Source organism: Pseudoalteromonas tetraodonis, assembly GCF_002310835.1.
Taxonomy (GTDB): domain Bacteria; phylum Pseudomonadota; class Gammaproteobacteria; order Enterobacterales; family Alteromonadaceae; genus Pseudoalteromonas; species Pseudoalteromonas tetraodonis.
The window spans coordinates 2492019-2511157 of sequence record NZ_CP011041.1 but is presented as its reverse complement, the minus strand read 5'-3'; the positions used below and the strand labels follow the sequence as shown (position 1 = coordinate 2511157).

At 40.5% G+C, this 19139-nt stretch carries 20 protein-coding genes; 16 read left to right on the top strand and 4 right to left on the bottom strand.

Translation table 11 applies throughout. The features are described 5' to 3' along the window. Positions 1-52 precede the first annotated feature (52 nt). A complete protein-coding gene (locus PTET_RS11765) occupies positions 53-952 on the top strand; it encodes a LysR substrate-binding domain-containing protein (RefSeq protein ID WP_028833973.1) in 900 nt (299 codons plus the stop codon). A gap of 14 nt (positions 953-966) precedes the next feature. On the opposite strand, the gene PTET_RS11760 is transcribed toward PTET_RS11765, so the two are convergent. Further along, positions 967-2154, bottom strand: coding sequence for a flagellar assembly protein T N-terminal domain-containing protein (locus PTET_RS11760; protein ID WP_013465600.1), 1188 nt, complete (start codon positions 2152-2154; stop codon positions 967-969). A gap of 139 nt (positions 2155-2293) precedes the next feature. Between PTET_RS11760 and PTET_RS11755 the strand changes: the two genes are divergently transcribed. Beyond that, the gene (locus PTET_RS11755; RefSeq protein WP_010387855.1) at positions 2294-2752 is read left to right on the top strand and encodes an LPP20 family lipoprotein; all 459 of its coding nucleotides are present in this window, start codon (positions 2294-2296) and stop codon (positions 2750-2752) included. Positions 2753-2840: 88 nt separating this feature from the next. On the opposite strand, the gene flgN is transcribed toward PTET_RS11755, so the two are convergent. The 3 genes from flgN to flgA all read right to left on the bottom strand — a co-directional run bounded on the left by flgN (position 2841) and on the right by flgA (position 4368). Next, positions 2841-3272 carry a flagellar export chaperone FlgN gene (gene flgN / locus PTET_RS11750; protein ID WP_013465599.1) on the bottom strand — a complete coding sequence of 144 codons (432 nt, stop codon included), beginning with the start codon at positions 3270-3272 and terminating at the stop codon, positions 2841-2843. Beyond that, positions 3265-3585, bottom strand: a complete 321-nt coding sequence (gene flgM, locus PTET_RS11745) for a flagellar biosynthesis anti-sigma factor FlgM (RefSeq protein ID WP_013465598.1) — start codon at positions 3583-3585, stop codon at positions 3265-3267. Before flgM ends, flgN begins: the two co-directional genes overlap by 8 nt. A gap of 75 nt (positions 3586-3660) precedes the next feature. Further along, on the bottom strand, positions 3661-4368 hold the full coding sequence (flgA, locus tag PTET_RS11740) for a flagellar basal body P-ring formation chaperone FlgA (protein WP_016899218.1): 708 nt from the start codon (positions 4366-4368) through the stop codon (positions 3661-3663). 138 nt (positions 4369-4506) lie between these two features. Here flgA and PTET_RS11735 point away from each other — a divergent pair, with 138 nt between their 5' ends. The 14 genes from PTET_RS11735 to PTET_RS11670 all read left to right on the top strand — a co-directional run bounded on the left by PTET_RS11735 (position 4507) and on the right by PTET_RS11670 (position 18950). Beyond that, the gene (locus PTET_RS11735) at positions 4507-5439 is read left to right on the top strand and encodes a chemotaxis protein (RefSeq protein WP_013465596.1); all 933 of its coding nucleotides are present in this window, start codon (positions 4507-4509) and stop codon (positions 5437-5439) included. Positions 5440-5459: 20 nt separating this feature from the next. Next, a complete protein-coding gene (locus PTET_RS11730) occupies positions 5460-6290 on the top strand; it encodes a CheR family methyltransferase (protein ID WP_013465595.1) in 831 nt (276 codons plus the stop codon). Between the two features lie 129 nt (positions 6291-6419). Beyond that, positions 6420-6830 (top strand): flagellar basal body rod protein FlgB, encoded by a 411-nt coding sequence (gene flgB, locus PTET_RS11725; RefSeq protein WP_013465594.1) that lies wholly within the window; start codon positions 6420-6422, stop codon positions 6828-6830. Positions 6831-6832: 2 nt separating this feature from the next. Next, the gene (gene flgC / locus PTET_RS11720; protein ID WP_013465593.1) at positions 6833-7264 is read left to right on the top strand and encodes a flagellar basal body rod protein FlgC; all 432 of its coding nucleotides are present in this window, start codon (positions 6833-6835) and stop codon (positions 7262-7264) included. 13 nt (positions 7265-7277) lie between these two features. Then, entirely contained in the window at positions 7278-7955 is a 678-nt protein-coding gene (locus PTET_RS11715; protein WP_024602009.1) for a flagellar hook assembly protein FlgD, read from the top strand. 58 nt (positions 7956-8013) lie between these two features. Continuing rightward, positions 8014-9336 (top strand): flagellar hook protein FlgE, encoded by a 1323-nt coding sequence (gene flgE / locus PTET_RS11710; RefSeq protein ID WP_096038665.1) that lies wholly within the window; start codon positions 8014-8016, stop codon positions 9334-9336. 132 nt (positions 9337-9468) lie between these two features. Further along, positions 9469-10212 carry a flagellar basal body rod protein FlgF gene (locus tag PTET_RS11705; RefSeq protein WP_010387878.1) on the top strand — a complete coding sequence of 248 codons (744 nt, stop codon included), beginning with the start codon at positions 9469-9471 and terminating at the stop codon, positions 10210-10212. A gap of 21 nt (positions 10213-10233) precedes the next feature. Next, positions 10234-11022, top strand: coding sequence for a flagellar basal-body rod protein FlgG (flgG, locus tag PTET_RS11700; protein WP_010387879.1), 789 nt, complete (start codon positions 10234-10236; stop codon positions 11020-11022). Between the two features lie 14 nt (positions 11023-11036). Then, entirely contained in the window at positions 11037-11720 is a 684-nt protein-coding gene (flgH, locus tag PTET_RS11695) for a flagellar basal body L-ring protein FlgH (protein WP_096038664.1), read from the top strand. A gap of 12 nt (positions 11721-11732) precedes the next feature. After that, positions 11733-12827 (top strand): flagellar basal body P-ring protein FlgI, encoded by a 1095-nt coding sequence (locus PTET_RS11690; protein ID WP_008113075.1) that lies wholly within the window; start codon positions 11733-11735, stop codon positions 12825-12827. A 129-nt stretch (positions 12828-12956) separates the two neighbouring features. Then, positions 12957-13952 (top strand): flagellar assembly peptidoglycan hydrolase FlgJ, encoded by a 996-nt coding sequence (gene flgJ / locus PTET_RS11685; RefSeq protein ID WP_096038663.1) that lies wholly within the window; start codon positions 12957-12959, stop codon positions 13950-13952. Between the two features lies 1 nt (position 13953). Beyond that, positions 13954-15960, top strand: a complete 2007-nt coding sequence (gene flgK / locus PTET_RS11680; RefSeq protein ID WP_096038662.1) for a flagellar hook-associated protein FlgK — start codon at positions 13954-13956, stop codon at positions 15958-15960. A 2-nt stretch (positions 15961-15962) separates the two neighbouring features. Further along, the gene (gene flgL / locus PTET_RS11675) at positions 15963-17222 is read left to right on the top strand and encodes a flagellar hook-associated protein FlgL (RefSeq protein ID WP_096038661.1); all 1260 of its coding nucleotides are present in this window, start codon (positions 15963-15965) and stop codon (positions 17220-17222) included. A 276-nt stretch (positions 17223-17498) separates the two neighbouring features. Next, entirely contained in the window at positions 17499-18950 is a 1452-nt protein-coding gene (locus PTET_RS11670; protein ID WP_096038660.1) for a flagellin, read from the top strand. The last annotated feature ends 189 nt before the right edge of the window (positions 18951-19139 follow it).

Sequence of the window (19139 nt, the reverse complement as noted above, 5' to 3'; positions counted from 1 at the left end):
TCGTTTGTTTGTATTAAACTGATAGATGTAAACTATCAGGTTGGGTGTGAATATGAACTTAAAAGATTTAGAGTATGTCAAAGCGGTTGCCCACTATAAGCATTTTCGTAAAGCGGCCGATGCCTGTTTTGTAAGCCAGCCTACTTTAAGCGGGCAAATTAAAAAGCTTGAGCAAGAATTGGGTGTTATTATTTTTGATCGCTCTACCAAGCACGTTACCTTAACTGCCAAAGGTGAACGTTTATTGACACAAATAGCTGTCGTTCTAGAGCAAACACAAATATTAAAAGAGCTGGCAGCAACATCTAATGAACCACTGCAGGGCAAGCTTACCATTGGTATTATTCCAACGATTGCGCCTTATTTATTACCTACGCTACTAACATCAATGAAAGCAGCGTTTATAAATAGCCAGTTTTCGTTTATTGAAATGCAAACAACCACTATTTTAGCTGCGCTAGAAAGTGGTGAAGTCGACTTTGCAATTTTAGCGGATGTACCTGAACTTAAAAGTTACCATACCATTGATTTATATAAAGAAGACTTTTTAGTTGCCGTATCAAGCGATAACGTATTGTGTAAGCATAAAAAAGTGGCACTGCAAGACCTGCAAGGTTGCAACCTATTAATGTTAAGTGATGGCCATTGCTTTAAAGATCAAGCCCAGCAGTTTTGTTTTTCGGCAGGAGTCGATGTTTCCAGCCAGTATCAAGGAAATAGCCTTGAGACTTTATTAGCGCTGGTGGCGATGGATGATGGAATTACATTTGTGCCAAAACTTGCAGCAATACCACGAGTGGGTATTCATTATTTGCCTATTTTTCCTAATCAACAACGTAATATTGTGTTTGCATGCAGAAAGCATTACCCGCACTTATCTGGGGTTGAGCAATTGGCTCAGTGGTTAAGCGCCCACTCTAATTTAAAGGCTAAACTAAGCGAGGCGCTTTAGCATTTTACATGCGGCTATTGCTCGGCAATTTCTACAATGTCATTAATTTGTACGCCCGGCAAAGGCTGATCATTAATACTAACGGCAATAGCGCTGTGCTGATAAAGCTGCTCAATTCGTATACGGTTAAGTGTAGTGATGGTATGCGGCATAGTGTTGCCTTGTGCGTCGGTTAAATAATTATGATGGGCAATACTCAGTTGTTGGCCTTTTTCTAAGCCATGAGCCTTACCTAAATTAATCACTAATTTATTGTTTTCCATATGCATTATTTTACCTTGAGTAGGTAGGCAGGCCATGGCGGCTTGTAGGTCGTAACTTAAGGTTTGGTTTATATCACTAATGCTTTGGCCAAAAGGTGATTGCCAAAACCGATTACTATTTACATCAATAATGGCTGTTTTTTCAAATGGCCAAATTGCTTGGCTTTGATAGCTATTTTGCCATAAAGGCTCATAAGTGGTGCCATTAAATAAGCTAAACTCTATTTGGTAGTGGCGCTGATAGCTTTCATCTTGCCAAAACGCATAGTCGCTATTGAGTTTATCGCTGGTAGATAAACTGGTTATTTGACTTAACAGCACATATTGCGCGTTGCTGCGTGATGAAATTTCTTCTAACTGACTGTTTGAATAGTCATGCTGCTGATTAAAGTAGGTATCAACCTTTATAGCTTTGTTGAAATAGGCAACGGGTATTGCACTCATTTTTGATTTTTGCAACGAGGTATAAATGTTTTTACTGACTGCTTTGTTAATGTCAAATATTTGACCCATTCTCGCTTGTTCACGATTTGTTAATTGGCTTTGCGTGACGGCTATAAACTTATTAAAGTTACTTTGTGGACATTGCTCTGTTTGCGCAAAGATATCTAAGCGTAAGGTAATTGCAAACTCATCACTACTGCGGTTTTCACTGACAAGCTCTATTTTTTGAATTTCGCCTTGGCTACTTATTTTTAGCTGATCTTGGGTTAAAACACCATCAACAAGCGTTTGCACCGAGCTCACCCGCGCACCAGAGAATACAAGGGCTTGGGTAATCGCATCTTTTATTGCAGCGGCCTTTGCACCGGGAATGTCGCTATTTTGAATAACCGCATGGCCAGTAGATTCATACCACTGAGCGTGGGTAAAAGGTGAAAACGTTAATACAGCAGTGGTGCTTAATCCTGCCAATACTGCTTTTAAAAACGACTTCATACTCTTACTCCAATTAAACGTTAGCGTTAATGAGTCTCAGCAAGTAATGTACCACTATTATTTGTTGTTACAGAATATAGGTATCACTGGCATTAAACGTGCATAACTGAGTTTAATTAGTTTTTAAAGGCCCTGTATGATGCGAGTAATGCCATTAATGATCACATTAGGCTGCTTAACGTTAAGCGGTTGTAGCAATATATTTGATAAGCACGTTGAATATAAATATGTTGAGCCAAATAATTACCCTGTATTAAAAGCAATAGGGTACGCGCCCATTAGTTTGCAGTCGGGAAGTAATGACACTCAAAAACAGCTTATGGCAATTAAAGCCTCCAAGCTAGAAGCATACCGCGAACTAACGGAACAAGTGTACGGGCAAAAAATTACCGCAGGCACAACCGTCGCAGGCTCTGTTGCCCAAGATGATTATTTACAGAGTAAAGTGCAAGGTATTATAAAAGGCGCGCAAATTATAAAAACTTATGCCGTTAATGATATGTATATTACTGAGCTTGAGCTTAATATGAAGCGCGTACACGACTTGTACATCGGTGAGATAAAACCACGGGAAGTGAAAAAAGTCACTTATTACTAAGCGACAAGTTATTACTAACCGACAAATTATTAATCATAAAAAAACGCCTAAACGAATAATCGTTTAGGCATTTTTTTATGATTATTCTTTAGGCTTTTAGGTTACGCACAATGCTGTTGTCAGTATTAACTACGCTACCGGCTTGATCGTAGGTCATAGACGAAGGTGCGCCAATTAAAATACCCTTTAATTGCTTTACACTTAACTGCGCCTGGTGCGCTGCATGAGCGTTAACTTCATTTTGTTTTTGACACTGCTCAAGCTTTTCTCGAGTTAGCTTTATTAAGTCAGCGTTTTCATCTGTTTGCTGATCATTACTGGCAATAAGTTTGCTGAGTTCTTTATCAAGGGTGCTTATACTGGTTAAAAAAGACATTTTTTGTTGGGCAATTTCTTTTAAACCTTCACCTCTTCGAGATGCAATCGCTGTAAGCTCCTGAGTGAGTAACTCGCTCAGTTTTGTTAAGCAAGTAATTTGCTCATTTAGTTTAATTGTAATTAAACTATTGTGATCAGCCATAAACGTTAAACTCAAAGTCTGCTAGATTTTTGGCAAGCTTCTCACTGTCGATTTGATAATTACCTTCAGTAATCGCTTTTTTAAGCTCAGCAACTTTGTTGCTATCAAAACCAGAAGACTGCTGCGCTTTCTCTTGTAACGATTTTAATTGCTTAGCTTGCGGTGTTAAGCTCACCGAATCGCTGGCAGCTTTAGGTGAAGGCGTTTGTGCCGCCTGCGTATTTGCATTATCTCTTTTTAAATCAACTTTTTGCTGTTGAGTGTTTGTTAAAACACTCGGTTGTTGATTTGATTTATTTACTTGACCGACCATAATAAAAATCCGTATATTGCCCAACTGATGCCTTTATATCGGCATTTATCAAAGATACTTTAGCATAAATTTATATTAAATATTTACTTGCACAGACTCTACACCATCTACACGCGCATTTAAAACTTTACCTGTCTTTTTGTTTTCTACCCTTACTTGCTCGCCCAAGGTGCCATCCTCTAATGCAATACCCGTCGTTTTCACTCTTAACCCTTTGATATTAGCATAAATTGTAACAGAATCACCTTTGCACACCATACATATTTGATTAAGTAAAACGGGCATTCCTTCACGGATGTTGCGTTTGCTACGACTACCAATAAGAGCCGTTGGATCTTCAAGGTACTGCGCTCTGATAAAGTGTGCAGGGCGCATATCAATACTTAAATGGGATGGAGTAATCACTTCACCTCGTGCTAAATTGGTAGTTGCAACTACAACAGGTGCTGATTCAGTGATTCTGACATGAACGTACTGTGCCCAGTTGTCACTATCGTTACATTTTATTTGAATAGTGACTTGGCGATTAAAGGGAGGCTCACTTGGCGTTATTAGCTCAGGCTCAGAATTACATTGGCGATCGGGAATGCGGCTATCTAGCGGTAATGCGCTAAACTGTATTTTGTTATCATTTGTAGTCACTGCTTTTTGAGCAACATAAGATACAGCCATTTCTTGCAATAACTCTTTACTAAATACTTGTGCCTTTAGTGGCAAAGCGAAGCAGAGGCTAGCAAGAAAATAAAAAACACTGTATCTTCTGGTTTTTTTTAACAAACTCATAATGTTTCGACTATGCTTATGGTTGCAAACAGGGTATAAATATTTTGCGTCAGAATTTAGACGCCCCCGTTGTGTTATGACGCTTTATTAATTGAAAGCAATTATCGTTCCTTATATTTGTTTTCTTAGGAGATTTAAATGGCCGGCATTTTAGACTCAGTAAACCAACGTACACAGTTGGTTGGGCAAAACCGCTTGGAATTATTGTTATTTAAGCTTAATGGGCGTCAGCGCTTTGGTATTAATGTGTTCAAGGTAAGAGAAGTTCTTCAATGCCCTCCATTGACTAGCATGCCGAAATCTAACACTTATATCCGTGGCGTAGCACATATTCGTGGGCAAACTATTTCGGTGATTGATTTATCTATGGCCGTAGGCGGGCGCCCAATAAAAAGCATCGAAGATGGCTTTATAATAATTGCTGAGTATAACCGTACAGTGCAAGGATTCTTAGTAGGTGGTGTTGAACGTATAGTTAACATGAACTGGGAAAAAATAATGCCACCGCCGTCAGGAGCGGGTCGTTATTCTTATTTAACAGCCGTCACTGAAATTGAAAATGAGCTCGTTGAGATACTCGACGTAGAAAAAATCTTAAACGAAATCTGCCCAGTTAATACTACCGTGAGCGATGATGTTGCCTCGCAAGGTAATATACAAAAAGATTTAGGCGAGAGAATAGTATTTATTGCTGATGATTCGGCTGTTGCGCGAAATCAAGTAAAACGAGCATTGGAACCATTAGGTGTAACAACTGAGTTGGCTAAAAATGGTAAAGAAGCTTTAATAAGATTAAAAGAAATTGCAGAGCTCGATTGCGTAAATGATATTACAGAGCGAGTAGGGCTACTCATTTCTGATGTAGAAATGCCAGAAATGGATGGTTACACGCTGACTGCAGAAATCAAAGCTAATCCTAAACTTGCGCCACTACATGTGATTTTACACACATCATTGAGTGGTGTTTTCAATCAAGCGATGATTGAAAAAGTAGGAGCAGATGATTTTATTGCAAAATTTAACCCAGACGAGCTTGCAACAGCCGTTAATAAATGGGTTCATCGTGATTAATAAACATAGGTGTTATTGATTTGACTAATAAAGATTTGCAGCAAAACGAATACGATCAATTTCGCTTATTTTTAGAACAACAGTGCGGTATTGTTTTAGGTGAAAATAAGCAGTATTTGGTAAAGAGCCGTTTGGCACCATTAATGTCTCGATTTAATGTTGAATCGTTGTCTGAATTGGTAAGTAAAACTCTCGGTGTGCATGAGCGCCAGTTGCGTGCAGCCGTTGTTGATGCCATGACAACCAATGAGACATTGTGGTTTAGAGATCAGTATCCGTTTGAGTTACTTAAAACCAGATTATTCCCTGAGTTTAAAACGTTAAATAGGCCATTAAAAATATGGTCTGCGGCGAGCTCATCAGGACAAGAACCCTACTCAATAGCGATGTCGGTTGCTGAGTTTCAATCCAGCAGCCCTGGTGTTTTAAAAATGGGTGCACAAATAATTGGTACAGATATATCAAATACCATGCTTGATATGTGTAAACATGCTGAATATGATGCATTGGCATTGGCTCGCGGACTCTCTGCTGAACGTCGTAAAAAGTTTTTTAAAGACAGCGGCAATGGTATGGCACAAGTGGTTGATTCATTGAAAAAGCAAGTGAGCTTTAGGCATTTAAATTTGCTCGATTCGTACGCTTTAATGGGTAAGTTCGATATTATATTTTGCCGTAATGTTTTAATTTACTTTTCACCTGAGGTGAAAGCCAAAATAATTGCACAATTCTCTCAAGCACTTAACCCTAAGGGGTATTTATTTTTAGGTGCGTCGGAGTCTATGTCTGGTTTAAGTACTGACTTTGATATGGTGCGTTGTAACCCTGGTATCATTTATCAAAAGAAATGACCTTCATTAATATATTATCCCTCCTCTAAACGACGCCTATTGCGTCGTTTTTTGTTTTTATCATCACTATTTTCACTGCTGGCTCATTTATTGCTTTATCGGTACTGAGTCAATTTTTTGGAGGTAGTTATGGCTATCAGTTTTGATAAAGCATTAGGCGTGCATCCGCATGCGATGTTGATCCGTTCGCAAAGAGCAGAAATGCTCGCTACTAATATCGCAAATGCTGATACGCCCGGCTATAAAGCAAAAGATATCGACTTTGCCTCAGCATTAAAAACGGCAAAGTCCAACCAACTAAGCGGCAATACCATGGTAAGAACCAATGAAAAACACATTGCCGGTGGTACCCGTAGTGTAGGTAGTAATGAACTATTTCGTACGCCAAATCAAACAGATACAGGTGATGGTAACTCTGTTGATATACAAGTGGAACGGAACTTGTATACACAGAATGCTATGGAGTATCAGGCCAGTGTCCAGTTTCTTAATGGTAAATTTAAAGGCCTGAAAAAAGCCCTCGGTAGTCAAGGAGCCTAATTATGAGTTTATATAATGTGTTTGATATTGCTGGTTCTGGTATGAGCGCGCAAAACGTGCGATTAAATACCACGGCAAGTAATATCTCTAATGCCAATACAATTAGCTCTTCACAAAATGAGACGTACCGAGCGCGACAACCTGTATTTGCTGCGGAGCTAACAAAAGCGTCAGCGTCAGCAAGCAACCCACAGGGCTCTGCCGTTGGTGTAAAAGTGTTAGGAGTGGTTGAAAGTAATAAACCACTACAAATCGAATATAACCCAAATCACCCGAGTGCGGATGAAAATGGATATATTTACAAACCCAACGTGAATGTTGTTGAGGAGATGGCAAATATGATTTCTGCTTCTCGCTCTTATCAGACAAATGTTCAAGTTGCTGATGCAGCTAAGCAAATGTTAAGTAAAACACTGCTGTTAGGTCAGCGGTAACTGAGGGTAGCTCATGAGTAACGATATTAGTACTTCTTCATCCTACATGGACTCTTTACGTTGGCAAGATAAGCAAGTGCCAAAAAAAGAAGAAAGTGATGCGTTAACCCAAGAAGATTTCTTTTCGTTGTTAACACAGCAATTGTCATATCAAGATCCAAGCAAACCAGCTGATAACGATCAGATGATTGCACAAATGACAAACTTTACTATGGCTGAAGGGATCTCAAATTTAAACTCTAACTTTGAGTCTTTAGCTGCGTCGATGACATCAAATTCAGCATTGCAAGCATCAACACTGGTAGGCAAACAAGCTTTGTTGGAGTCGGATACACTGGAGCTTAATGAGTCGGGTGAATCAAGAGGTTCTGTTGTAGCTGAAAAGCCAGTCGATAGTTTAATGATTCGCATTGAAGATGCATCCGGGCAGTTGGTTAAAACTATAGATTTAGGCACTCAGCCTGCAGGAGCCATCCGTTTTGCATGGGATGGTAAAAATGAAGCGGGTGAACGGCTACCACCTGGTGAATACAACATCAAAGCAGAGGGTAGTACAAATGGGGAATTTTCAAGCCTCCCATTAGCTACATTCAAAAATATTGAAAGTGTTAATATTAACGGCTCAAGCGGCATTATTATTAATACTAAAGAAGGTGCGGTTAGGCTGACTGATGTCGCAGAAATCGCGTAATAGATTTTATGTATTTTTTTAGCCATCAGGCTAAATATTTTTAGGTTAGAGGTTAATTATGAGCTTCAATATTGCATTAACAGGCCTTGCTGCCGCACAAAAAGATTTAGATGTTACCGCCAATAACATTGCCAACGTAAATACCACGGGCTTTAAAGAGTCTCGCGCCGAGTTTGCTGATGTATACGCATCATCAGTATTTAGCGCCGGTAAAACAAAAAATGGTGATGGTGTGCAAACCACCATGGTTGCTCAGCAGTTTCATCAAGGGTCGCTGCAGTTTACTAATAACTCACTGGATTTAGCGATCACGGGTGAAGGTTACTTTGCAACAAGTAATGATTTAGGCTCTTTAGATTTTAGTTATACTCGCGCAGGTGCGTTTAAGCTTAATAAAGACAACTTTGTAGTTGATGCTAAAGGAAACTTCTTACAGAGTTTTCCGGTGAATGAAGTTACAGGCAGTACCACTTCGGTTAGTTTAAGTACATCCTCTGCACTGCAAATACCTGATTCATCAGGATCACCGCGCTCTACTTCAAACGTTTATACGTCGTTCAATGTTGATTCGCGTGACGATGTTATAGCTGTGCCATTTGATGCAACAGATGGCACTACTTATAACTCTTCGACTTCAACCACAGTTTACGACTCACTAGGTGAGCCGCATGTAATGCAGTTTTATTTTGTTAAAACTGCACCAAACGAATGGCAAGTGCATGGTACATTGGATCAAAAACCATTTGATGCTACCGGTGCTGCAACGGCAACTCCAAGCCCACTTAGTACGTTTGGATTTAACGCAAGCGGTACTCCAGAAACAACCAATGGCACACCTATTACAGGAAGTACCTTTGATGATGTAAATTTAAATACCGCTAACTTTTCAGGGTTATTAACCAACGGTGCACAGTTTAATGACATTGCAATTCAGTGGCGTGATGAGGCTGGTACTACAGGTAAAATCCCTACTCAATATGCTAATCGATTTGAAGTAAAAGCACTTGAACAAGACGGTGCGACAGTAGGCCGCTTAGCGGGTATTGACATTGGCACCGATGGAAAAGTAGTTGCATCGTACAGTAATGGCGACACTTCATATTTGGGTCAAGTAGCCATGGTTAGATTTGCAAACTCACAAGGTTTACAACAGGTGGGTGATACTTCTTGGAAAAAAAGTTTAACTTCAGGGGAGCCGATTGCAGGTGAGCCGGGAACGGGGACTTTAGGTAAAATCAATTCTTCAGCGCTCGAGCAATCAAATACAAACTTAACCACAGAGCTGGTTGATTTGATTAGTGCGCAGCGTAACTTCCAAGCAAACTCTCGTGCGCTTGAAGTGAATTCAACGCTTCAACAAAATATCTTACAGATCCGATAATCATATTTTGATTTATAAAGGCTGCTTAATGCAGCCTTTTTTATTCCTCCTTAAAATCTTATTCATACTTAAATTTAATCTGGCACTTATATTGCATTTACCCATATATAGATTTCTTAATGAGTCGATGTTATGGATAAAATGGTCTACATAGCGGCATCTGGCGCTAAACAAAGCATGCAAGGGCTTGCTCTTAAAGCCAATAATTTGGCAAATGCGAATACCACTGGGTTTAAATCTGATTTTGCGCAAGCGCGATCAATGCAGGCTTTCGGTGAAGGTTTGCCGACTCGTGTTTTTGCTATGCAAGAGCGCCCAGGATCTAACATGACATCGGGCGGTATTGTGGAAACAGGTCGCAGCCTTGATATCGCTATGAGCGATAACGCCTGGCTGAGTGTTCAGGATGCCTCTGGTAATGAAGCCTATACAAAAGTGGGCTCGTTAAATATCACTGCTGAAGGTATGTTGACTACCAGCGACGGTCGTCAAGTTATTGGCGAAGGTGGGCCTGTCATATTACCTGTACCGATTGAAAAAATTGAATTTAGCAAAGATGGCACTATTCAAGTTCGCCCTCAAGGTGCACCGGCTAACTTTTTAGAAGAAGTTGATCGGCTAAAAGTGGTTGATGCAAACAACGCCACGCTTGAGAAGGGTAACGATGGCTTATTTAGAGCTAAACCAGGCCAAATAGTTGAAACATCAGCCAATGTACAAGTATTAGGTGGCACATTAGAAAAATCGAATGTAAACCCAGTACATGAAATGGTCGATATGATCAGTCACCAACGCCAATTTGAATTACAAGTAAAACTGATGAAAACAGCTGAAGAGATTGACGAACGTCAAGAACAGCTGATGCGCATCGTTTAACTTTAACGTGAGGATATTATTATGAATCCAGCATTATGGATAAGTAAAACAGGGCTTGACGCTCAACAAACTGATATATCGGTTATATCAAATAACTTAGCGAACGCCAGTACAGTAGGTTACAAAAAAAGCCGCGCTATTTTTGAAGACTTGCTTTACCAAAATATTAATCAACCAGGCGGTCGCTCATCGCAAGACACCGAAATGCCGTCAGGCTTAATGCTTGGTGCGGGTACTAAGGTAGTGGCTAACCAAAAAAACTTTTCGCAAGGTAATATGCTCACTACTGAAAATTCATTAGATTGGATGATTTCTGGTCCTGGGTTTTTTGAAGTACTGCAACCAGATGGCAATATTGCATATTCGCGAAACGGCCAATTTACTACTGACGGCGACGGGCGTGTTGTGACCTCGGGTGCTGGTTATGTTGTTCAGCCTGAAATGAATGTACCTGACGATGCACAGTCGATCACCGTATCTCAAGATGGTGAAGTGTCAGTTCGCGTTAAAGGTCAGGCCGAAAACGTGGTTATTGGTCAGATCACGATTAGTGATTTTATTAATCCGTCGGGCCTTGAGCCTATAGGGCAAAACTTATATACCGAAACCGCGGTAAGCGGTGCGCCTGTTCAAGGTAACCCGGGTGTTGAAGGTTTAGGCACGATTATTCAAGGTTCACTTGAAACATCAAATGTAAATGTGACCGAAGAATTAGTTAATTTGATTGAAACGCAGCGCGTTTATGAGATGAACTCAAAAGTGATCTCAGCCGTTGATGAAATGATGAGTTATATCAATCAACAGTTATAGTTTTGGGGGGTTGTATGCGTAATGTTATGTTATTTACAGTAGGGACTTTACTATTAAGTGGTTGTGTAGCTACACAAAATAATGAGGTAGTACAAGACGATCCCTATTATGCACCTATGTATCCAGAGCCTAATATGGAGCCAGTAGTCGCAACCGGCTCTTTGTTCAGTACTCAATTATCGAATGATCTTTATGCCGATAAGAAAGCACTTAGAACAGGCGATATCATTACGGTTAAATTACAAGAGTCAACCCAAGCCACAAAAGCGGCTAAAACAGAAACAGATAAACAAACAGATGCTAGCCTCGACCCTGTAATTGGTTTAGGTGGTTTACCGGTAAATATTGGCGGCGATAGCATTCAATTTGGTATTGGCAGTGACTCCTCATTTAAAGGTGACTCAAAATCAAATCAATCAAATAGCTTAGTTGGCGATATTTCGGTTAACGTAATGCGAGTACTACCAAATGGTAATTTAGTGATTCGCGGTGAAAAATGGCTAACGTTAAACACCGGTGAAGAATTTATTCGCTTAGAAGGGTTAGTGCGTCCGCAAGATGTCAATGCCGATAATACTGTTGAGTCTAATCGAATTGCGAATGCACGTATTCAGTATTCAGGTAAGGGTCAAACTCAAGAGGCACAAAGCCCGGGTTGGTTAACGCGTTTCTTTAGTAGCTCATTGTTTCCCTTTTAGAGGACATTCGACATGAATGGTTTTAAAGTTTTTTGTTTTATGGTGCTACTAGGCTGGCAATTTACTGCCAGTGCTGAGCGAATTAAAGATGTATCTATGGTCGAAGGGGTGCGGTCAAACCAATTAGTCGGGTATGGATTGGTAGTGGGTTTACCGGGAACTGGTGAGCAAAGCCGTTTTACCGAGCAAAGCTTTAAAGGCATGCTCAATAGTTTTGGTATTACGTTACCAGCTAGTTTAAAGCCAAAAATTAAAAATGTTGCAGCGGTTGCTGTTCATGCAGAACTCCCGCCATTTAGAAAGCCAGGGCAGACTATTGATATAACCGTATCATCGATTGGCAGTGCAGGCAGCTTGCGCGGTGGCACATTATTACAAACATTCTTAAAAGGGGTTGATGGTAATGTTTACGCCATCGCTCAAGGCAGTTTAATTGTAGGTGGCCTAGGTGCTGAGGGGCTTGATGGCAGTCGCGTTGTGATTAATACGCCAACGGTAGGGCGTGTGCCAAATGGTGCCACGGTTGAGCGTGCTGTTAAAAGCCCATTTATGCAAAACGACTATATTACTTTTAATTTAAACCGCCCTGATTTTACTACTGCGAAACGTTTAGAGAAAACCATTAATGATTTAATTGGTCCAAATAGCGCTCAAGCACTCGATGCAGCCTCTATTCGCGTTATTGCCCCACGTGATGCTTCGCAGCGCGTATCGTACTTATCAACTCTTGAAAACTTAGAGTTTAAACCGGCAGATACTTCGGCAAAAATAATTGTTAATTCGCGTACTGGCACCATTGTTATTGGCAAAAATGTAAAATTACAACCTGCGGCAATTACCCACGGTGGTTTAACAGTAACGATTGCGGAACAACAAAATGTAGCGCAGCCAAATCCTTTAGCAGAGGGTGAAACCGTGGTTACTCAGCAAAGTATTATTGATGTTAATCAAGATGATTCACGCGCTTTTGTATTTGACCCTGGTGTAAGTCTTGATGACTTAGTACGTGCAATTAATGAAGTTGGCGCTGCTCCTGGTGATTTAATGGCTATTCTTGAAGCGCTCAAAGAAGCCGGTGCAATTAATGGTCAGCTTGTTGTAATTTAGTTTTATAAGACTCTAAGCTCTAGGGCCTAGGGTCTTTAACCTTTCACCCTTAACCTTTCACCGCTACTCTTCTTTTGGCTCAATTATTGCATTCCACTAGATATTATTAATTATTGTGTCAAAAAGCTGATGGAAACAAATCATCTAGATAAGCAAAACTTTTTTGATTTAGGCAACTTAGACTCTTTGCGTCGAGATGCTTTAAACAGCGGTGACGCATCAACCGATGCATCTAAAGCGGCGTTAAAAAAAGCGGCGGCACAATTTGAAGCTATATTCACCCAAATGCTGCTTAAAAGTATGCGTAAAGCCAATGAGGCTTTTGAAGATAAAGAAAGCCCGTTTAATGCTAGTGGCGTTAAGTTTTTTGAAGAAATGCACGACCAACAAATGGCTACAGAGCTTTCATCAAATGGCTCTTTGGGTCTTGCTGATTTAATTGTGCAACAATTATCGCCAGATGGAAAAAACTTTATGCCAGGCTCTGTTCTTCGCACCACGTCAGATTTTTTTAGTGACCAACGTGCGGGTAGTACTTTACCTCATCAAGAAAACCAAAAGGGCACTGAAAAAGTGCCGCTCGTTGATTCAACTGAAAAAAGCGAACAAAACACAGCGTCTAGCACATTTGAAAATGCTGAGGAATTTGTAAGCACCGTGTGGGAACACGCAAAAACAGCGGCTAAAAAAATTGGTTTAAATCCGGCGGTTATGGTTGCACAGGCGGCATTAGAAACTGGCTGGGGTAAACATATTATTAGTAAAGGTGATGGTAATAGCTCAAACAATTTATTCAATATTAAGTCAGATAAAAGTTGGCAGGGTGAAAAGGCCAGTAAAGTTACTTTAGAGTTTGAACAAGGTGCTGCAGTTAAAAAGCAAGCAAGCTTTAGAGCGTATGACTCGATAAAAGATAGCGTGAATGATTTTGTGGATTTTTTAACACAGAACCCGCGCTATCAAGATGCATTAAACAATACGGCAAAGCCGCATAAATTTTTAGACTCTTTACAGCAAGCTGGTTATGCAACCGACCCTAATTATGCAGACAAAATAAAAAGAGTGCTGAACAGTAACGAATTGAAGAATATCGCCACAAGCGTGATCCGCCAGGGAGTAGAGTAACATGTCGTTTAATTTATTAAACATTGCTAATTCAGGAATAAGAGCAAACTCTGAGTTATTGCAAACGACAAGTAAAAACATCGCAAATGTTAATACCGAAGGGTATGTACGTGAGCGCACCGAGTTTACCACCATGATTGATAATCAGGTAGGCCGTGGCCAAACGTACCGGTTATTGAATGAGTTTGCGCAAAAGCAATTAAATCGAGATACTTCAAATAAAAGTTTTTTTGATCAATTTGTTAGTGAAGCGAGTCGGGTTGATCAAATTTTTTCAGAAAAATCAAACAGCTTATCAACTAGTATCAACTCAATGTTTAATAACGTGCAAGAAGCCCTTAATCAACCGTCATCAACAGTTGCTCGTTCATTGGTGATGAGTGATGCGCAAAACCTGATTGATCAAATGGATCGGCTTGCAGGTATCGTTTCAGAGCAAAAAGCGGTGGTTAATGAGCAATTAGAGATTTTTTCAGAAGAGGCGAATACGCTTATTGAAAGTATTAGTTCGTTGAACCAAGAAATTGCGGGTGTTCATGGCACTAAAAACGAAGCAGATGCGAGCTCAGCTTACAATGAGCGTGATAAAGCAATACGTGATTTATCAAAACTAATTGATATAGAAACACTCGATGGCCCTAATGGTGAAAAACAAGTATTTATGGGCACAGGTGAAGCGGTTGTTATGCAAAATGGTTCATTTAACTTATTTTCGATTAGTGGCGATCCCGATGCCAATTTTAAAGAGTTACGCTTAGATGTAAATGGTGGCCAAGCCGTTCCATTAGAAATAGATCCCACTAAACTCAAAGGTAAAATTGGTGGCTTATTGGCATTTAGAGACGATATTTTGGTGCCTGCACAAAATCAAATAGGTCAGATGGGCATTGCGCTTGCTGATTCGTTTAATCAGCAAAACCGTTTAGGAATGGATGCAAACGGTGAGCTTGGAGGAGATATTTTTGATATCCCAACGGTCAGTGCTTTTGTTTATCAAGCAAATACCGGAACAGCTAATATGTCAGCAACCGTTGAAGCTGGTAAAGGCAGTGAACTACCAGCGAGTGATTTTGTGATCACCTATACGGGGAACCCTAACGAAGTAAGTATTCAGCCAATTGATAATAAAGGTGAACCTTTAGGCATAGCCTCTTTAGCAACTATCCCACCCAGTGGCATTATCGATTCAGCAGCTATCACCAGCGGGGAGTCGTTTGGTTTAGAGCTAAACGTAACCGGAGCCGGTAATGCCGGTGACCAATTTCAGGTAAAACTTAATAGTGGCGCGGCTGGCAATATATCGCTGACAACAGGTCGAGGTGAGGACATTGCATTGGCCTCCCCAATTAGAACATCAGACGGCCTTGATAATACAGGTACAGGGACTATTTCACCGGGTAATGTTACCGATGTAACCACTGGCAGCTTTAGTAATCCTTTGGGTTTAGCAAATGGCCCTATTAGCATTGTTAAAACAGCTAATGCTAACGAATATCAACTTACTGATGGTAATGGCACAACTACGTTTACAGTTACACCGCCTGCTAACAATATTTTGGCGCAAGCGGGGCCTCCTTATGATGGCTATGGTTTTGACTTTAATATTGAAGGGGTACCGGCTACAGGTGATACCTTTAATTTAGAATTTAATGAAGGCGGTTTTGATGATAACCGCAACGGCCAAAAACTTGCTGACTTACAAAATACTGATTTAGTACGTCAAAATGTAGTAGCGAGCGCATCAGCTGATAATCATAAAACATTGAATCAGGCCTATGCTGGATTAGTCACCGATGTTGGTGTGGTAACCAGTCAAGCAAAAACCAATGGTGCTGCATTTGATGCTTTAGCACAACAATCAGAAGCCTGGTACGAATCGTTGTCGGGCGTAAACTTAGATGAAGAGGCGGCTAATTTGCTGCGCTTCCAGCAATCTTATGCTGCTTCTGCACAAGTATTAACTGCAGCGAGAGCTATTTTTGACACCTTATTGAGTGCGGCGAGGTAATTATGCGTTTATCAAATAATTTAATGTATCAAAGTCAAATTAATAAAATTTTAGATAATCAACAGGGCGTTGCAGGCGCTTTAGAGCGAGCAAACACAGGTCAAAAGTATTTGAGTACCTCTGAAAACCCAGCTGCTATATCGCAAGGGATGTTGTACACCAATAAAATAGAAACCAATGAGCAGTTAACTAAAAATATAAAGCAGCTAAATGGTCGCTTATCAACCGAAGAAAGCATACTTAAAGGTATGAACGACACTATTTTAGAGGCGCAAATGCTAACCATACGAGCGGGCAATGGTTCGTTAGGTCAAAGTGATTTGGCTTCAGTTGCCAGTGAACTAAAAGAATTGCAAAAATCGCTGCTTAACTTAATGAATAGCCAATCAGAAGGGGGGAAATACCTATTCTCTGGCTATCAAGACGATATTCAAACCTATACATTTAATAGCACTAATGGCAAATACGAATACCAAGGCGATCAAGGCCAACACGAAGTGACGATCGCAAAAGGGGTTGAGATCAAATCAAGTGATAATGGTTTTAATGTATTTGAACGAGTTGATGCACGTCTTGATGTGGTGTCGAATGATGGAGCGCCATCAGGCGGCATTACCGCAGGGACTGTTTATGTTGAAAACCAAGGCGAGTTTGACAAGTTTCATAAAGATAATTATAACTCAGACCCAGATCCGCTTATTTCTCCAACGATCAATACCTATAACGTTAATGTTATCCCTGGTGCAACGCCTTCAGCGCCTGATCAGTATGAAATATTACGTGATGGTAACCCTCTTGTACCACCTGTTACTGGTGAAGTAACTGATGAGCCGATTGAGTTTGCAGGCATGGAAATTCAACTTGAAGGTGTAGCACCCGGCCAACTTGATTTCACCCTTGAAAAGCCAGGTAAAGAAAATGTGCTTAATACGCTTGAAGATCTGATCACTAGTCTAAATGACGAACAACTTGATGGAGCGCAAATTAACCAAGCGTTATCGGATGGGTTAATTCAGCTTAAAAATGCCAGTGAGCAAATTGTGTTTACTCAGGCTGGACTTGGTGGGCGTATGAACGTGGTGGAGCGTGTGACCGATTCAAACAGTGCTTTAGATATTAATAATCAAGACAACAGAGCGAGCTTAATTGAAATTGATCCTGCTGCAGCCATTAGTGAACTCGCTAAACAGGAGGCAGGTTTAGACAGATCGATGGCGACTTTTGGTCGCTTGGCTAAACTTTCATTATTCGATTATTTATAAATACCATCGAAGGCAGGTTATTACTTTACGAGAAAAGTAGGTAATAACTTGCCTTAACGTAGCGGCAAAAAACTGTCACCCCCCTTTTTCTCTCCTGTCAAAAAAATGCTCACTATTTATTAAATACCGTAATAAACGTTATTTAGTTGTTATAAAACATGGGTTTAATATTTTATTATTAGTTGGCACAAGTAATGCATTCAACTAGTCATAGACAGTGTGGTTTTTGCTTAAATATTTTGAACCACATTCTGATTGAAACTAGGAGATGGTAAAATGGCTTTAAGCGTAAATACAAATGTTGCATCACTTAATGGGCAACGCAATCTATCTAAATCTAGCATGGCACTTGAAACCTCAATGCAGAGACTATCATCTGGTTTGCGTATTAATAGCGCAAAAGACGATGCTGCAGGTTTACAAATTGCCAACCGACTAACGTCTCAGGTTAATGGCCTAACGGTTGCTCAGCGTAATGCCAATGATGGTATTTCCATGGCGCAAACGGCTGAAGGTGCGATGCAAGAGTCTGCAAACATCTTACAACGTATGCGTGACTTATCACTGCAATCGGCGAATGGTTCAAATAGTGCGGTTGACCGTGCATCACTGCAAAAAGAAGTAGCAGCCTTGCAACAAGAGCTCACTCGAATTGCTGATACCACTAAATTTGGTGGCACCAGCTTACTTGACGGCACTTTTGGTACTAAACAGTTTCAGGTAGGTGCAAATGCGAATGAAACCATTAATGTAAGTTTGCGTAATGTTGCTGCAAACGCTATTGGTGCATATGAAGTAAAAGGAAACAGTACGTTACTGGGTGCTGTTGCAACACAAACAGCACCGCTTGCTACGGCAACAGGTGCAGTTGCTACGGCAGGACTAAATATTAATGGTGTTGCAATCCCTGATGCAGGTGTTACGGGTAAGGGAGCTGCTGAAATAGCCGATACCATTAACAAAGAGGCAACAGGCGTAGTTGCAACTGCAAAATTAGATGTCACTATTGCAGGACTGACATCAGCGGATAACAGTGACTTAACTCTTCGCAAAGCTGGCGCTGCGGTTGATACGTATAAACTATCAGAATTTGGTGGTGATCTTGATCGTCTTGCTGAAAAGCTGCAAGCCGATGGCTATGATGCAATCGTAGACGATGGTTCGTTAACACTAAAAGCTGAAGGCGTTGATGGTATTCAAATGACAGGTACTGCCGGTACAGCTACTATTGCTAACAATGCAACAGGTGGTACGCCAGTAGCTGGTGGCGCTACCAATAATGATATCAGTGTTTCATCATCACTGACCTTATCTTCGTCAGAAAAAATTGGCATATCGGGTACTGATGTAGATGATATTCTAGGCGGTACAAATATTTCAGCTACCGGTGGTTCTGGTGAATTAACATCTGTTGAAAGTGTTGATATATCAGGTACGACTAGTGCGGGTGCGCAGTCTGCGATTAACACTATAGATGCGGCGCTTGCGCAAATTGACGCCCAGCGTGCAGACTTAGGTGCGGTACAAAACCGTTTTGGTTTTACCATTGCCAACCTTGCTAATGTATCTGAGAATGTGTCAGCTTCTCGCAGTCGTATTCAAGATACTGATTACGCGCTTGAAACCGCAACACTAACTAAAAACCAAATAATGCAACAAGCAGGTACCACTATTTTGTCTCAGGCAAACCAGTTGCCACAGGCAGCATTAAGTCTTTTAGGTGGCTAATATCCGCTAATTATAAAAAGCCAAGCAAATATGCTTGGCTTTTTTGTCTGTATTTCAATCAATTAAAAGTTTTTACTGTTTTTTTAAAAAAAAAGCTAAAGGTAATTTTATAACGGCCGTTAACTTAATTAGAACGGAGCTTGAACAGATTTTTATTGTGATGGCTCTTGGTTAAAATCAATTAGTTAC

Excerpts from the sequence above, each read along its gene's own strand:
- flgC (WP_013465593.1), top strand. The coding sequence starts at position 6,833 with ATGAGTTTATATAATGTGTTTGATATTGCTGGTTCTGGTATGAGCGCG.
- flgK (WP_096038662.1), top strand. The coding sequence starts at position 13,954 with ATGTCGTTTAATTTATTAAACATTGCTAATTCAGGAATAAGAGCAAAC.
- PTET_RS11755 (WP_010387855.1), top strand. The coding sequence starts at position 2,294 with ATGCGAGTAATGCCATTAATGATCACATTAGGCTGCTTAACGTTAAGC.
- PTET_RS11690 (WP_008113075.1), top strand. The coding sequence starts at position 11,733 with ATGAATGGTTTTAAAGTTTTTTGTTTTATGGTGCTACTAGGCTGGCAA.
- flgL (WP_096038661.1), top strand. The coding sequence starts at position 15,963 with ATGCGTTTATCAAATAATTTAATGTATCAAAGTCAAATTAATAAAATT.
- PTET_RS11715 (WP_024602009.1), top strand. The coding sequence starts at position 7,278 with ATGAGTAACGATATTAGTACTTCTTCATCCTACATGGACTCTTTACGT.
- flgG (WP_010387879.1), top strand. The coding sequence starts at position 10,234 with ATGAATCCAGCATTATGGATAAGTAAAACAGGGCTTGACGCTCAACAA.
- flgB (WP_013465594.1), top strand. The coding sequence starts at position 6,420 with ATGGCTATCAGTTTTGATAAAGCATTAGGCGTGCATCCGCATGCGATG.
- flgH (WP_096038664.1), top strand. The coding sequence starts at position 11,037 with ATGCGTAATGTTATGTTATTTACAGTAGGGACTTTACTATTAAGTGGT.
- flgE (WP_096038665.1), top strand. The coding sequence starts at position 8,014 with ATGAGCTTCAATATTGCATTAACAGGCCTTGCTGCCGCACAAAAAGAT.
- PTET_RS11765 (WP_028833973.1), top strand. The coding sequence starts at position 53 with ATGAACTTAAAAGATTTAGAGTATGTCAAAGCGGTTGCCCACTATAAG.
- PTET_RS11735 (WP_013465596.1), top strand. The coding sequence starts at position 4,507 with ATGGCCGGCATTTTAGACTCAGTAAACCAACGTACACAGTTGGTTGGG.
- flgA (WP_016899218.1), bottom strand. The coding sequence starts at position 4,368 with ATGAGTTTGTTAAAAAAAACCAGAAGATACAGTGTTTTTTATTTTCTT.
- flgN (WP_013465599.1), bottom strand. The coding sequence starts at position 3,272 with ATGGCTGATCACAATAGTTTAATTACAATTAAACTAAATGAGCAAATT.
- PTET_RS11705 (WP_010387878.1), top strand. The coding sequence starts at position 9,469 with ATGGATAAAATGGTCTACATAGCGGCATCTGGCGCTAAACAAAGCATG.
- PTET_RS11670 (WP_096038660.1), top strand. The coding sequence starts at position 17,499 with ATGGCTTTAAGCGTAAATACAAATGTTGCATCACTTAATGGGCAACGC.
- PTET_RS11760 (WP_013465600.1), bottom strand. The coding sequence starts at position 2,154 with ATGAAGTCGTTTTTAAAAGCAGTATTGGCAGGATTAAGCACCACTGCT.
- flgM (WP_013465598.1), bottom strand. The coding sequence starts at position 3,585 with ATGGTCGGTCAAGTAAATAAATCAAATCAACAACCGAGTGTTTTAACA.
- flgJ (WP_096038663.1), top strand. The coding sequence starts at position 12,957 with ATGGAAACAAATCATCTAGATAAGCAAAACTTTTTTGATTTAGGCAAC.